The organism is Geotalea sp. SG265, assembly GCF_022808985.1.
In the GTDB taxonomy this organism is placed as follows: domain Bacteria; phylum Desulfobacterota; class Desulfuromonadia; order Geobacterales; family Geobacteraceae; genus Geotalea.
This window is the reverse complement of the sequence record NZ_JAKZFT010000008.1, coordinates 77,654-90,653: the sequence shown is the minus strand read 5'-3', so window position 1 is coordinate 90,653 and position 13,000 is coordinate 77,654. Positions and strand designations below refer to the sequence as shown.

Genomic DNA, 13,000 nt, shown 5'->3' with positions numbered 1-13,000 from the left:
GATGCGCATTCTCATCATTACCGGGCTTTCTGGTTCCGGTAAATCGACGGCTGTCCGTGCCCTGGAAGACGAGGGCTTTTTCTGCCAGGACAACCTCCCCGTGGCTCTTTTCCCCACCTTTGTCGACTTGGTGGACAATGCCAAGGAACGTATTCGGGATGTGGCACTGGTGATGGATATCCGCGGCAGAGACTTCAACAAGGGCTTTGAGAAGGTTTTCCAGGAGATAACTGAAGCAGGGCACCTGGTCGATATCCTTTTTTTCGATGCCACAGACGAAGTCCTCATCAGGCGCTTTTCCGAGACGAGAAGACGCCATCCTGCCAGCGATAGCGGTTCCGTCCCGGAGGGGATTCGCTTCGAGCGGCAACAGCTTGCAGGCCTGCGCAGCCTTGCCACCCAGATCATCGATACCTCGGAATTGAATGTTCATCAGCTCAAAGACCTCGTCATAACCCTGGTCAAAGGGGGGGTAGGGGGGCGGGATATGACCGTACACCTGCAATCCTTCGGCTATCGATTCGGCATACCACTCGAATCTGACCTGGTCATGGATGTGCGGTTTCTTCCCAATCCCTACTTCATTCCCGAGCTGAAGCAGTACTCGGGGCTCGACCCCAAGGTCAGGGAGTACGTGCTGAAGCATGAGGAGACCGGTGAGTTCCTGGCCCGATTCAAGAACCTCCTGGAGTTTCTTTTGCCCGGCTACCGGCGTGAAGGCAAATCGTATCTTACAATCTCCATCGGCTGTACCGGGGGCAGGCACCGGTCGGTGGTCATCACCGAAGAGATCAAAGAGTTTTTAAAGCGGCAACAATTGAACCTGAAAGCGTCCCATCGGGATATGGAAAAGGGCTGAAAATCATGATCGGATTACTGTTGGTTACCCATGCAGGCTTGGCAGAAGAGCTGCTTGCGGCTGCGGAAATGATAGTGGGAAAGATTGACATGGCAGAGACCATCGGTATCAAGGCCGACGCCAAAGTGGACGGCATTATGGCCGACATCAGGGGTGCCATCGGCAAACTATCGGGGAAAGGGGTTATTATCATGACCGACATGTTCGGCGGCACTCCTTCCAATGTCAGTCTCTCATTTTTGGAGGAGAACAAGGTGGAGGTCCTGACCGGCGTTAATCTGCCAATGGTCATAAAGTTTGCCACAGAACGAAAAAAATGGGGTGTTGCGGAGCTGGCCGAAAAACTCAAGGAGTGCGGCCTGGAGAGTATTACCGTTGCCGGGGAGTATCTGAAGAAGTAGCGGTACCGGAAAGAGGGATCATCAAACATGCTCGAGCAGGAATTAACCATTGTCAACAAGCTTGGTCTCCATGCCAGGGCGTCGGCGCTCTTCGTCAAGACCGCCAGCCGCTTTGCGTCGGACATCAGGATTGAGAGGGAAGGTATCGAAGTCAACGGCAAAAGTATCATGGGTATCATGATGCTGGCAGCGGCAAAAGGGAGTGTCATCCGCGTCAGAGCTGACGGCAGTGACGAGGGGGAGGCTATGGAGACCCTCGGAGATCTCGTAAGAAATGGTTTCGGCGAAGATTGACAACATGATTTTGAAGGGAATCGGCGTCTCTGCTGGCATTGCCATAGGTCAGGCAAAGATTGCCGACAGGGCACGTGTTGCCGTCGTGGAAACAACGGTAAAAGAGCACGAGATTCCTTTTGAGCTGGATCGCCTGAAAACGGCACTGGAAATGGCCCGAATTGAACTGGAGGGGGTAAAGGAGACCATATCGGCCAACGGTGGTGATGAACATATCCACCACATCGATACCCATTTGCTCCTTCTCCAGGATGCCATGCTGGTGGAAGAGACATCGGCACTGATTGAAAAGGAAGGCATCAATGCGGAAGGGGCGCTCAAAAGAACTCTGCACCGGCTGAAGAGTTTATTCAGCGGCATTGAGGACGAATATCTGCGTGAACGGGGCGCCGACGTGGAGACGGTAGTCGAGCGCATTTTGCGCAACATGGTCGGACAAAGACACGAACCGCTCACGGGCCTGGAGGGCAAGGTTATCGTCGTTGCTCACGATCTCTCGCCATCGGACATCCTCCAGATGGACAAGACCAAGGCCATTGGTTTCATCACCGAAATGGGGGGGAAAACGTCCCATACCTCGATTCTCGCCCGCGCCATGGAGATACCTGCCGTTGTGGGGATGGAGCGCATCACCGGCATGGTGGATGGGGATGTTACCATCATCATCGACGGTTCAACCGGCACCGTCATTCTCAACCCCGACCAGGACACGTTCCGGGATTATCTTCGCCGCAAGCAGCATTACGAATATGTCGAGCGCGAACTGCTCAAGCTGAAGGATCTTCCTGCCGTTACTCTCGATGGCTTTGCCATGAGTCTGAAGGCCAATGTTGAGATCGTGGAAGAGGTCCCTTCCGTAAGACGGCATGGGGCTGAAGGAATTGGCCTCTATCGCACCGAAATGCTTTTCTTCAACCGGAATAATCTGCCTGACGAGGAAGAGCAGTTCGCCGCTTATGCCGAGATCATAAGGAAAATGGCCCCTAATCCGGTGACTATCCGCACGCTAGACGTGGGGGGGGACAAGGTTTTAAACGATCTGAACCTGGGGGATGAGGCGAATCCCGCTCTGGGGGTCAGGGCAATCCGCCTTTCGCTCATGCAGCCGCAGGCTTTCAGGACGCAGCTGCGCGCCATTTTGAGGGCCAGCGCCCATGGCAAGACACGGGTTTTTTTCCCCATGATTTCCGGTATCGACGAGGTAAGAAGGGCAAAGGCCATCGTCGAGGAGGTCAAGCAGGAGCTGAGGAGTGAATTCATCCCCTTCGACGAAGATATTCTGGTCGGCATCATGATCGAAATTCCTTCTGCGGTGATCATTGCGGACCTTCTGGCCCGGGAGGTGGATTTTTTTAGTGTCGGCACCAACGACCTCATCCAGTATTCTCTGGCCATCGACCGCACCAATGAACATCTTTCGTCCCTATACGAGCCGTTGCACCCGGCGGTACTCAGGTCCCTGAAAATGGTCGTGGATGCCGCCCACGGTGCGGGAATCGAGGCCTGCATATGCGGCGAGATGGCAGGGGACCCTGAATACCTGCCCATACTCCTTGGACTCGGTTTCGATGAGCTTTCCATGAATGCCGTTTCCATTCCCCGGGTGAAGAATATCCTTCGCCGCTGCACCAGAAAGGAAGCAGAGGCGGTTGCCGCCCGCGCCATGACCTACGCCACCGCACAGGAAGCGGAATCCTATCTGAAAAGCGTCATCGCTGCCCGTTTTTCCGACAGCTTCGACTAATCCTTTTTTTCCTCACACTCCCCTTATGAATGCCTCCATCCCTTTCGCCAGTCTTTCGCCGGCGGTACGGGAGTTTCCTGCCAGTCTCAGCAGTTGGGGGATGATTCCCGGTTTTCTTGCAACCGTTGCCAGAACCTTCGTCATGCGGATGTTCATGTCGCCGTCAGTGAATTCGTCGAGGCTGAAGCCGAGTTCCTCGTCGGCCGCGTCACTAACGGCACGCATGGCGGCAAAAGGAATACCGGCCGCCCCAGCCTCTGCGGCAACGGCTGCCGTTTCCATTTCCACTGCCGGACAAGGGCAGTGGTCGGGCAGGACCTTGGCCAGGGTGCGTTTCTCTGTTATCTTCAGAGTCGTAACGAAGGTGCCCCGGAAAAGGCTGCTACCTGCTGTGTCGCTCGCAGTCAGTCGCTCCATGCTGTCCACCAGGGATGCAGACGGTGTTGGTCCCTGCGTAAAGCTGCTACCATCGTAACTGAATACCCGTTCGGCCAGGACAAGGTCTCCCACGTCGGGTCCGGCAGTTATTGCCCCGGCAAAGCCGAAATTGAGGATAATATCGGGGATTGCTGCGGCAACGAGCGACCTGGTCGCTGCAGTGGCATGTCTGGCTCCCATGCCGGAACGGATGAGCATCACCTTTTTATCTCCCACAACGAAGCGGTACAGCTCGAAGGTTTCCTTCTGCTCTTTTTCATAGGTGCCGATACGCCTCAACAACGGCTTGATTTCTTCCGGCATGGCAGCGATAAGTCCGATGGTCGAAATGGTCATTCCTGTTCCCCCTGTCGCCGGGAAGGTAGCAGAGATTCCCCGGTCCGGCAACAGGAAAGAGGGGAGGGGCTTTAATCTTGACAACAGGGTCACCTATCTATATCCTAGCCGTTTGTTTTTACGTACTTGGCAGAGTGACAGGAGTTCTTGATGAAACCGTTATTTTTGAATCCCCCCACTTTCGAAGATTTCGATGGCGGTGCAGGCGCCAGGTACCAGGCCTCCCGTGAGGTAACCTCCTTCTGGTACCCCACCTGGCTCTGTTACCCTGCGGGCATGATTCCCGGCAGCCGCGTAGTTGATGCACCCGTGCAACGGCTGACCCTGGAGGACTGCCTGAAGATCGCCCTCGATTATGATATGGTAGTCATGTATACCTCTACACCTACCCTGGCCATTGATGTGGAAACGGCACGGAGAATCAAGGCACAGAAAGCATCCATCGTTACTGTTCTGGCCGGTCCACATGTGTCGGTTCTGCCGGAGGAATCGCTCCAGTTTGCCGCGGGAGCTGTGGATATCGTCTGCCGCGGGGAATTCGACTACTCCACCAAGGAACTGTGCGAGGGGAGGGCATGGGAGAGCGTGGATGGCATTACCTTCATCCGGGACGGCAAAACGATCAGCACCCCTGACCGTCCGCCAATCCAGGACCTGGACGCCCTGCCCTTTGCCAGCCAGGTCTACATGCGCGACCTGCCTGTCAATGAGTACATCATCCCTCATTTCAAGCATCCCTACGTTTCCATCTACTCCAGCCGCGGCTGTCCGTCGAAGTGCATCTACTGCCTCTGGCCCCAGACCTTTTCCGGAAGGGCCATGCGGGTGCGGAGCGCCGAAAATGTCTATCAGGAAGTGAAATGGATCGTGGAGAATGTCCCCGGCGTCAAGGAAATTTCCTTCGATGACGATACTTTTACCGCCAACCGGGAGCACGCCCGAGCCGTGGCGGAAAAGATCAAGCCGCTGGGTATTTCCTGGACCATCAATGCCCGGGCAAACTGCGATTACGAAACCCTTCGCATCATGCGCGATGCAGGGCTGCGCCATGTGGTGGTCGGCTATGAAACTGGCAACGAGCAGATCCTCAAGAACATCAAGAAAGGGGTGACCAAGGCCCAGGCCATCGAGTTTACCCGCAACTGCAAAAAACTCGGCCTTTCCGTCCATGGTGCTTTCATTATGGGGCTCCCCGGGGAAACCAGGGCAACGATTCGTGAAACCATCGAATACGCCAAGGCCCTTGATCTTAATTCCATCCAGGCATCCCTCGCTTCACCCTATCCGGGCACGGAGTTTTATGAGCTCTGCAAGAAGGAAGGGTGGATCACCTCCGATGCCTTCCTTGACGAAACAGGCCACCAGACCTGCGTCATCAACTATCCCCATCTTTCCAACAAGGAAATCTTCGATGCGGTGGAGCTCTTCTATGATAAATTCTACTTCCGCCCCAAGTACATTCTGCGCAGCATCGGCCGGATGATAGTCAACAGCGAAGAGCGGCGCAAGCTCCTCAAGGAAGGTCGCCAGTACCTGAACTACATGCGTAAGCGCAAGCAGGCTGCCCAGGGCTGCAAATAGCCCGATGAAAGAGCTCATCATCAATGCCGATGACTTCGGCCTTTCCAGCGGCGCCAACCGCGGCATAATCCGGGCGTGGCAGGAGGGTATACTCACCAGTGCCTCCCTCATGGTCGGCGGTATCGCCTTCGAGGAAGCGGTCTCTCTCGCCAAGGCCAATCCGGAATTGCAGGTAGGATTGCATCTGACCCTGGTGCAGGGGAGGGCCGTGGCGAAACATTCGGGTTTTCCAACGCTGGTGGACCGTGATGGGAATTTTACCAATGACCCGGCCCTGGCGGGCATGCGCTATTTTTTCCTCAAGCCCTTGCGCAAGCAGCTGACCCGGGAAATCGAGGCGCAGATCGAAAAATTCCTGACTACGGGGCTCCCCCTTTCTCATATCGACGGTCATCTCAATATTCACATGCATCCGGTGGTCTTTGATATCCTGCTGCAGCTGATGCCCAAATACGGCATTACCACCTTCCGCCTGAGTCGCGAGCGCTTTATAGACAATATCGCTGTCGATCGACAGAGGCTGCTTGGCAAGGCAGCTGATGCCTTCATTTTTGCTTCCCTGGCAAAACGCTGCAGACCGGAACTGGAAATGCGCCGGATTTCATTTGCCGGTGAGGTTAAGGGATTGCTCAACTCGGGCCGGATGACCGAGGGATACCTGCTGAAGGCACTGGAACGGCTCCAGACTGGGCTTTCGGAAATTTATTTCCATCCCGGCAGCTATCCATGCCAGGAGCTTAAGAAGTGGATGCCCGATTACCTGCATGAAGGGGAGCTGGCGGCTCTGACGAGCCTGACGGTGAAAGAAAAGCTGAAGACGCTGGGCATTACCCTGCGCAACTACCGGGGAGAAAAGAAGGCTTATGCTTAAGACGATAATTGTTATGCTCATGGCCATAACGGCCGGCACTATCGGTGATATTCTGCTGGCGAAGGGGATGAAGGAGCTGGGGGACATTTCCGCCATGAATCTGCGTGGCATCCTCAACGTGGCCATTCAGGCATTGACGACGCCCAAACTGATCATCGGCACGACCATGCTGGCGGTATTCTTCTTTCTCTGGCTGGCGGTGCTTTCCTGGGAGGACCTTTCCGTGGCGCTTCCCATGCAGGCGTTGAATTACGTGCTGGTCGCCTTTCTCTCCCAGTATTTTCTCCACGAAACGGTTACCCCCATGCGCTGGGCCGGTACCGTCCTCGTCTGCTTCGGCGTCATGCTCATCACCAAGAGCGGCGGCAGCTGAGAGACGATTTCAAGAGACGTCATCTTCTTTTCTGCACATCCTTCACTGCTTTTTCGAATTTCTGCCGATCAAAGCCCTTGAGAATGGCATCGTCATTGCCAATGACGATCACCGGCACCCCCTGGCTCTTGTATTTCTTTGTAAGGTCGTTCATGGCCGCATTGTCAACTTCCACATCCCTGTTGATGAAGGGGATATTGTTCCTGGTCAGGTACTCCTTTGCCTCCTTGCAGTGGGGGCACCAGGAAACAGAGTAGAGGACGATCTTCGGGTACTTCTGACGGGCACCTGCAGGCGGTTTCAGGGGGCTCTGGAGACCTTCTTCTGTGGCAGCCTGGCTGGTTGCGGCAATGCACCATAAAGCAAACACGATGAGGATTCTGACGACCATTCCCATGGCAGTGCCTCCTCTCTTATTTCCCCTTTGTTTTTTGCATCAGCAGCTGTCTCCTGGTGAGATGGAAGGTGAAAGCTTTAGCGATGCCGGGCCTGCGGACCTTGAGGGTTACCTGGGTGCCGGCCACGCCGCGCAGGCGGTGCTCGACCATGTCCCGGAAATCGCCTCCCTCCGTGGGTTTGCCGTCAATGTGGGTGATGATATCTCCGACCTTCATCCCGGCCAGATGTGCTGGTCCTCCCCTCACCATCTGGCGGACCACAATCTGGCCACTGGCCCAGGGTACGCCGTCTATGCCTGTACCGCCGAAATTGGTGGCGGAGTTAGCTGCCAGGGCTGGAAAGGCCCCAAGGATGAACAGGGATATGGTGATGGCTATTGATTTGAGCATACGAGCTAAAATATACTCCGAGCCCTGGAACTGTCAACAATGGATAACTGCAGGGTTTGCGGTATGCTTTACCATTATGCATAGGGGAGAAATGGCATGAATGGCAGAATCAGGGTACGTGACGCGCTGGCTGCGGCAGAAGCGGGGGGGAAAATCCTGGTCAAGGGATGGGTGCGGACGGTACGTGCGGGGAAGGAGATAACCTTTCTTGCCGTAAATGACGGCTCGTGCATGGCGAATCTGCAGGTAGTCGTCGAACCTGGCCTTGCCAATTACCAGCAGGTAAGCCATCTCAGCACCGGCAGTGCATTGGTTGCGCGGGGCGTTTTGCGGGAATCACCCGCTGCAGGCCAGAGATACGAACTAGCCGCCGGAGAAATCCAGATAGTCGGCACCGCAGACGAGACCTACCCGTTGCAGAAGAAGCGCCACAGCTTCGAGTACCTGCGCACCATCGCCCATCTGCGGCCCCGCACCAATACCTTCGGTGCCGTCTTCAGGGTGCGCTCCTCCCTTGCCCAGGCCATTCACCGCTTCTTTGCCGAGCGCGGATTCCTCTATGTCCATACCCCTATCATTACTGCCAATGATTGTGAAGGGGCAGGGGAGCTCTTCCGCGTCACAACGCTCAATATGGCAAAACCACCCCTTGACAGGGGAGAGGTGGATTATTCCGGCGACTTCTTTGCCCAGGCCACCGGGCTCACTGTCAGCGGTCAGCTGGAGGGGGAACTCTTCGCCCAGACATTCTCCGATATCTACACCTTTGGTCCCACCTTCCGGGCCGAGAATTCCAATACGGCGCGTCACGCGGCCGAGTTCTGGATGATCGAGCCGGAAATGGCCTTTGCCGATCTATTGGCCGATGCGGCCCTGGCTGAGGAATTCCTCAAGTTTCTCTGTCGTCACGTGCTGGACAACTGCACGGAGGATATGAATTTTTTCAACGATCAAATCGACAATGGGCTTTTGCAGAGGATCGAGGCCGTGGCATCGTCATCGTTCGCCGTAATGGAATACACGGAAGCGATAGATCACCTGAAGAAAGCGACGGTTCCCTTCGCCTTTCCGGTGGAATGGGGGCTGGACCTGCAGTCCGAACACGAGCGATACATAACCGAGCAGGTTGTGGGTGGGCCGGTTTTCCTCATAAATTACCCTCGGGACATCAAGGCCTTTTACATGCGGCAGAATGATGACGGCAGGACGGTAGCGGCCATGGACCTGCTGGTGCCGAAGGTGGGGGAGATAATCGGCGGCAGTCAGCGAGAAGAGCGGCTTGATCTGCTCCTTGAGCGGATGGGGCAGCTTGGCATCAACGAAGAAGGGCTGTGGTGGTATTTGGACAGCCGCCGCTGGGGTTCGTGCCCCCATGCCGGTTTTGGTCTGGGATTCGAACGCCTCCTCATGTACCTGACGGGAATGGAAAATATCCGGGACGTGATTCCCTTTCCGCGCACCCCCCGGCATGCCGAGTTTTGAGAACGCCAAGTAAGCCGCGGCAATCGTCCAGGCAAGCCGGAGATCAGAATTGTTTAGCCGGCATAAAGGCACCGAGGTCCGACACCCGGTGCCTTTTTTCTTTCAAAAAGCCGGATTTTTTTGTATCTTTCCCCAGTTGCGATCGGCGGCAGGGACTGCCACCGAATTCCAGGAAAGGTCTTTTTATTTACCATGATTAAACGTCAGACCACCATAAATCGCATTTTCAAGCTCTCCGGCATTGGCTTACATACCGGCCGTGAGGTTACCATGGAATTTCTGCCCCGGCGGGAATTCGGCATTGCTTTTATCTTCAATGGTCAGTTCATTCCTGCCCGCTACGACATGGTCGCCGACACCCGGCTTTCCACACAGGTTGCTGCGGGGGAGGCATCCGTCGCCACCATCGAGCACCTCATGGCCGCCTTTTATTTTTCCGGCATCACCAACTGTCTGGTCTACATTGACGGTCCCGAAGTGCCGATCATGGACGGCTCGGCCTGGGAGTTCTACCACGAACTCTGGCGTGCCGGAATCTACGAATTTCCCGAGTCGGGAGTCTATCTGAAAATTGTCCGCCCGGTCGAGGTTTGCCACAACGATGCCTTTGTCAAGGTCAAACCGCTGAATACCCTGGACATCACCATGACCATCGAGTTTCGCCCGCCGGTTGGAAAACAGCGCAAGCGGGTCATGGACGTGGAAAATGCAATCTCCATTGTCAACTCCCGGACCTTCGTCCTGCATGAAGAGATAGAGGCCATCAAAAAGGCGGGACTGGCCAAAGGGGGGTCGCTGGAAAATGCCGTCGTCATCGGTGGCGACAGCATCGTCAATCCCCAGGGGCTTCGTTACAAGAAGGAACTGGTGAACCACAAGATACTCGACCTGATCGGCGACTTCTACACCTGCGGGTATCGCCTTCTTGGCAAGGTGGAGGCGCACAAAACGGGACATTACCTGAACAATCTCTTCCTGCGCCAAGTATTCTCGGATCCTGACAACTACGCCGTTTACTAATGGTTTTTCACCGGATGATCGACCTGTTGTTATGCTCCCCAAAGGAACCTGGTTAATTCCACTTCGGACAACGGTGCCGAGAGCACGTAACCTTGTATCTCATTGCAATTCCTGGAGCAGAGGAATTCCAGCTGATTCATGTTTTCCACTCCTTCCGCAGTTACTTTCAAATTCAGATTGTGGGCCATGGCAATTATAGCACTGACAATGGCGCTGTCATCGGCACTGTCCGGCACGTCACGTATGAACATCTGGTCTATCTTCACCCTGTCTATGGGGAAGTGCTTAAGGTAGCTCAGGGAGGAATAGCCGGTACCGAAGTCGTCGATGGCCAGGCTTACCCCCATCTCCTTCAGTTTGCGCAGGACGTTGGTGTTTTCTTCCGCGTTGGACATGATCATGCTCTCCGTCAATTCCAGCTCCAGTTGGAGAGGCGTCAGGCCCGTTTTCTGCAACACCGCTTCAACCATTTCCACGAACCTTTTCTGCCGGAACTGGCTCCCACTAAAGTTTACCGCCACCCGGAGCTGCGTTAATCCCATATCCAGCAGCTTCCTGGCCTTGGCACATGCGGTCTCAAGGGCCCATTCGCCGATGGGCAGGATCAGACCTGTTTCCTCCGCCAAGGAGATAAACCTGGATGGGGGGAGCAGCCCCAAGTCCGGGTGCTGCCAGCGAAGCAGCGCTTCCATTCCTACAACCCGCCCTATGTTCAGGTCCATTTGTGGCTGATAATAGATGACGAATTCGTTCCGTTCCAGTGCCCGGCGCAGATCGCTTTCCAGCATGAGGTGCTCCAGCGCCTGGGCATTTAATTCCTGTGAATAATACTGGAAGGCATTTTTCCCCTGATCCTTGGCCTGGTACATGGCGAAGTCGGCATTCTTGAGCAGTCCGTAGACATCGTTGCCATCGTCAGGGTATACGGCAATGCCCATGCTGGCAGTGATGAAAATCTCCTTCCCTTTCAAGTCCAGGGGCTTGGAGATGACCGCGAGAATTTTTTCCGCTACCTTGCTCAGATCTTCTGTGTGTTCAAGGGCGGGAATGATAATGACAAATTCATCTCCGCCGATGCGGGCAACCGTATCGGTTTCCCGTATGCATCCCATCAGCCGTTCGGCAACAGCGGCCAGAAGACCATCACCTGCCAGGTGCCCCAGCGTATCGTTGATACCCTTGAAACGGTCGAGATCGAGAAACAAGATGCCAACCTTGCGGTTGCACCGTACTGCCTGAACGATGCTCTGATTAATTCGGTCATGGAGGAGCGAGCGGTTCGGCAGCCCGGTCAGGGTATCGTAATAGGCAAGCTGCTGGATTTCGACTGCTGCCTTCTTTCGGTCGGTGATATCCCTGACAATGGCAAGTTCAGCCTGCTTCCCCTGCCAAAGAGTTCTTGCGGTCGTGACTTCGACGGGGATGCAGCTGCCGTCTTTGTGAGCCAGCATCGTTTCGAACTGCTCGGGTACCGGTTCTCCTGCCTCCTTTCTTATAGTGCGCTCTTTCATCACCGGCAGGTGGTCGGGATGGACGATGTTTTCAGTGGTGGCAAAGAGCATCTCTTCAACGGTGTAGCCGATGATTTCCGCCGCTCTCCTGTTGACGTAGGCCAGGCGGTTGCTGCCGGTGATAATGTGCAGACCATCGTTGGCGTTGTCGGCCAGGGCTCTGAAGTTGCTTTCGCTTTCCTGCAAGGCGTTCTGATGTTGGTCGAGGGAAATGGCCATACGGTTGAATGCTTTGATCAGTGTTCCCAGTTCATCTTTCCTGTCCAGGTCGATCAGATTGTGTACTCCCGGTTTTTTCGGCACTGCTTCCACATGTCTGGTGATGACCGACAGGGGGGCGGTGAGGCGCTGCATGAGAAACCAGACAAGGATAAGGGTCACTGCCGCACCGGCGACCATGACTGTAACGAAATAGATCCTGTTGGTTTTCAAAGGGGCATAGGCTTCGGCAATGGGAAAACTTGCGGCAAGAATCCAGTTGGTGGTCCTAAGATGCCTGAATGAGGAAAAGGTCTCGATTCCTTTGGAGTTGCGGGTTTCTCCACTTCCTTCGAACCCGGCAATGGACCTGTCGAAAAGCCTGTTGATTCCCACCGGAACGTCCCGATGCATGATGCGGGTTTTATCGGGATGGATGATGATGGTCCGGTGGTTGTCGAAGAGGTACACGTAGCCTGTCTGACCGATGCGGGTATGGGAGAGATCCTCCAGAAAGTTCTGTCCGAGAAGGTTGAAGCTTCCTGCAAATATGGCGGTGAGCTTGCCGTCTGTGCCGAAGATGGGCACAGTTAGAATGACACAAGGTTGGCCCGGATTGTGGGTGGAAAAATACGGACTTGAAATAACCGGCTTGCCGCTTTTTACCGTTTCCTTGTAATAGTCGCGAAAGGAGATGTCTCTCCCCCGCCTTCCCTCAATGTAAGGGCTTTCGGCGATGATGCTCCCTTTGGGGGAAAAGATGAAAAGGGCATTATCGAACAGTGCCAGCAGGGAATACTGGGCGTCGAGGAATCGCTGTGCCTTGTCCGATTCCCTGAGTTTATCGGGGGGGATATTTGCAGCGGCTGCAGCAAGGGCATTCTGAGCAATCCTCAGCTTGTCGTCCACGTTTTCGGCCAGTGCGGAGACCAGCGTGTACTGCTGCCGGGCAATACTCTGCTTGTATTCGCCCTCCATGTAAGAAATGGATAAGAAAGCCAGTATCGCCAGGGAGCAGATGAAAAGCGCGGATACTGCCAAAGCCATGGTTATTTTCAGACTCAATTTCCTAATGAGCAGGTCCTCCTGAGGATTGCAGGAGAA

At 55.0% G+C, this 13,000-nt stretch carries 13 protein-coding genes; 9 read left to right on the top strand and 4 right to left on the bottom strand.

Features of this window, described 5'->3' with window-relative positions; translation table 11 throughout:
* Position 1 precedes the first annotated feature (1 nt).
* From rapZ to ptsP, 4 genes are read left to right on the top strand one after another with little or no spacing between them, the layout of a single operon-like run.
* Positions 2 to 859 (top strand): RNase adapter RapZ, encoded by an 858-nt coding sequence (rapZ, locus tag ML541_RS11405; protein WP_243373037.1) that lies wholly within the window; start codon positions 2 to 4, stop codon positions 857 to 859.
* Between the two features lie 5 nt (positions 860 to 864).
* A complete protein-coding gene (locus tag ML541_RS11400) occupies positions 865 to 1,260 on the top strand; it encodes a PTS sugar transporter (protein ID WP_243373036.1) in 396 nt (131 codons plus the stop codon).
* A 27-nt stretch (positions 1,261 to 1,287) separates the two neighbouring features.
* Positions 1,288 to 1,554: an HPr family phosphocarrier protein gene (locus ML541_RS11395; RefSeq protein ID WP_243373035.1), complete on the top strand. Its 267-nt coding sequence runs from the start codon at positions 1,288 to 1,290 to the stop codon at positions 1,552 to 1,554.
* Positions 1,535 to 3,298: a phosphoenolpyruvate--protein phosphotransferase gene (ptsP, locus tag ML541_RS11390; protein WP_243373033.1), complete on the top strand. Its 1,764-nt coding sequence runs from the start codon at positions 1,535 to 1,537 to the stop codon at positions 3,296 to 3,298. The genes ML541_RS11395 and ptsP overlap by 20 nt, the downstream gene beginning before the upstream one ends.
* A 12-nt stretch (positions 3,299 to 3,310) precedes the next feature.
* Here ptsP and ML541_RS11385 read toward each other — a convergent pair whose 3' ends face one another.
* Positions 3,311 to 4,072: a nucleoside phosphorylase gene (locus tag ML541_RS11385; RefSeq protein ID WP_243373031.1), complete on the bottom strand. Its 762-nt coding sequence runs from the start codon at positions 4,070 to 4,072 to the stop codon at positions 3,311 to 3,313.
* A 150-nt stretch (positions 4,073 to 4,222) separates the two neighbouring features.
* On the opposite strand from ML541_RS11385, the gene hpnJ reads away from it, so the two are divergent.
* Genes hpnJ through ML541_RS11370 form a run of 3 tightly spaced genes read left to right on the top strand, consistent with a single transcriptional unit; the run spans position 4,223 to position 6,897 of the window.
* Positions 4,223 to 5,653 carry a hopanoid biosynthesis associated radical SAM protein HpnJ gene (gene hpnJ / locus ML541_RS11380; protein WP_243373029.1) on the top strand — a complete coding sequence of 477 codons (1,431 nt, stop codon included), beginning with the start codon at positions 4,223 to 4,225 and terminating at the stop codon, positions 5,651 to 5,653.
* A 4-nt stretch (positions 5,654 to 5,657) separates the two neighbouring features.
* On the top strand, positions 5,658 to 6,524 hold the full coding sequence (gene hpnK / locus ML541_RS11375; RefSeq protein WP_243373028.1) for a hopanoid biosynthesis-associated protein HpnK: 867 nt from the start codon (positions 5,658 to 5,660) through the stop codon (positions 6,522 to 6,524).
* The gene (locus tag ML541_RS11370; RefSeq protein WP_243373027.1) at positions 6,517 to 6,897 is read left to right on the top strand and encodes an EamA family transporter; all 381 of its coding nucleotides are present in this window, start codon (positions 6,517 to 6,519) and stop codon (positions 6,895 to 6,897) included. Before hpnK ends, ML541_RS11370 begins: the two co-directional genes overlap by 8 nt.
* A gap of 19 nt (positions 6,898 to 6,916) precedes the next feature.
* On the opposite strand, the gene ML541_RS11365 is transcribed toward ML541_RS11370, so the two are convergent.
* Positions 6,917 to 7,294 (bottom strand): glutaredoxin domain-containing protein, encoded by a 378-nt coding sequence (locus tag ML541_RS11365; RefSeq protein WP_243373026.1) that lies wholly within the window; start codon positions 7,292 to 7,294, stop codon positions 6,917 to 6,919.
* 16 nt (positions 7,295 to 7,310) lie between these two features.
* Positions 7,311 to 7,685 carry a PDZ domain-containing protein gene (locus ML541_RS11360; RefSeq protein WP_243373025.1) on the bottom strand — a complete coding sequence of 125 codons (375 nt, stop codon included), beginning with the start codon at positions 7,683 to 7,685 and terminating at the stop codon, positions 7,311 to 7,313.
* Between the two features lie 96 nt (positions 7,686 to 7,781).
* Here ML541_RS11360 and asnS point away from each other — a divergent pair, with 96 nt between their 5' ends.
* A complete protein-coding gene (gene asnS, locus ML541_RS11355) occupies positions 7,782 to 9,167 on the top strand; it encodes an asparagine--tRNA ligase (RefSeq protein ID WP_243373024.1) in 1,386 nt (461 codons plus the stop codon).
* Positions 9,168 to 9,359: 192 nt separating this feature from the next.
* On the top strand, positions 9,360 to 10,187 hold the full coding sequence (gene lpxC, locus ML541_RS11350; RefSeq protein ID WP_243373023.1) for a UDP-3-O-acyl-N-acetylglucosamine deacetylase: 828 nt from the start codon (positions 9,360 to 9,362) through the stop codon (positions 10,185 to 10,187).
* A 29-nt stretch (positions 10,188 to 10,216) separates the two neighbouring features.
* Here the strand turns inward: lpxC and ML541_RS11345 are convergent, their stop codons facing one another.
* Positions 10,217 to 12,943, bottom strand: a complete 2,727-nt coding sequence (locus ML541_RS11345) for an EAL domain-containing protein (RefSeq protein WP_243373022.1) — start codon at positions 12,941 to 12,943, stop codon at positions 10,217 to 10,219.
* Positions 12,944 to 13,000: the final 57 nt, after the last annotated feature.

What these genes read in the sequence shown, in the direction of transcription:
- rapZ (WP_243373037.1), top strand. Translation starts at nt 2, where the DNA reads ATGCGCATTCTCATCATTACCGGGCTTTCTGGTTCCGGTAAATCGACG.
- ML541_RS11400 (WP_243373036.1), top strand. Translation starts at nt 865, where the DNA reads ATGATCGGATTACTGTTGGTTACCCATGCAGGCTTGGCAGAAGAGCTG.
- ML541_RS11395 (WP_243373035.1), top strand. Translation starts at nt 1,288, where the DNA reads ATGCTCGAGCAGGAATTAACCATTGTCAACAAGCTTGGTCTCCATGCC.
- ptsP (WP_243373033.1), top strand. Translation starts at nt 1,535, where the DNA reads ATGGTTTCGGCGAAGATTGACAACATGATTTTGAAGGGAATCGGCGTC.
- ML541_RS11385 (WP_243373031.1), bottom strand. Translation starts at nt 4,072, where the DNA reads ATGACCATTTCGACCATCGGACTTATCGCTGCCATGCCGGAAGAAATC.
- hpnJ (WP_243373029.1), top strand. Translation starts at nt 4,223, where the DNA reads ATGAAACCGTTATTTTTGAATCCCCCCACTTTCGAAGATTTCGATGGC.
- hpnK (WP_243373028.1), top strand. Translation starts at nt 5,658, where the DNA reads ATGAAAGAGCTCATCATCAATGCCGATGACTTCGGCCTTTCCAGCGGC.
- ML541_RS11370 (WP_243373027.1), top strand. Translation starts at nt 6,517, where the DNA reads ATGCTTAAGACGATAATTGTTATGCTCATGGCCATAACGGCCGGCACT.
- ML541_RS11365 (WP_243373026.1), bottom strand. Translation starts at nt 7,294, where the DNA reads ATGGGAATGGTCGTCAGAATCCTCATCGTGTTTGCTTTATGGTGCATT.
- ML541_RS11360 (WP_243373025.1), bottom strand. Translation starts at nt 7,685, where the DNA reads ATGCTCAAATCAATAGCCATCACCATATCCCTGTTCATCCTTGGGGCC.
- asnS (WP_243373024.1), top strand. Translation starts at nt 7,782, where the DNA reads ATGAATGGCAGAATCAGGGTACGTGACGCGCTGGCTGCGGCAGAAGCG.
- lpxC (WP_243373023.1), top strand. Translation starts at nt 9,360, where the DNA reads ATGATTAAACGTCAGACCACCATAAATCGCATTTTCAAGCTCTCCGGC.
- ML541_RS11345 (WP_243373022.1), bottom strand. Translation starts at nt 12,943, where the DNA reads ATGGCTTTGGCAGTATCCGCGCTTTTCATCTGCTCCCTGGCGATACTG.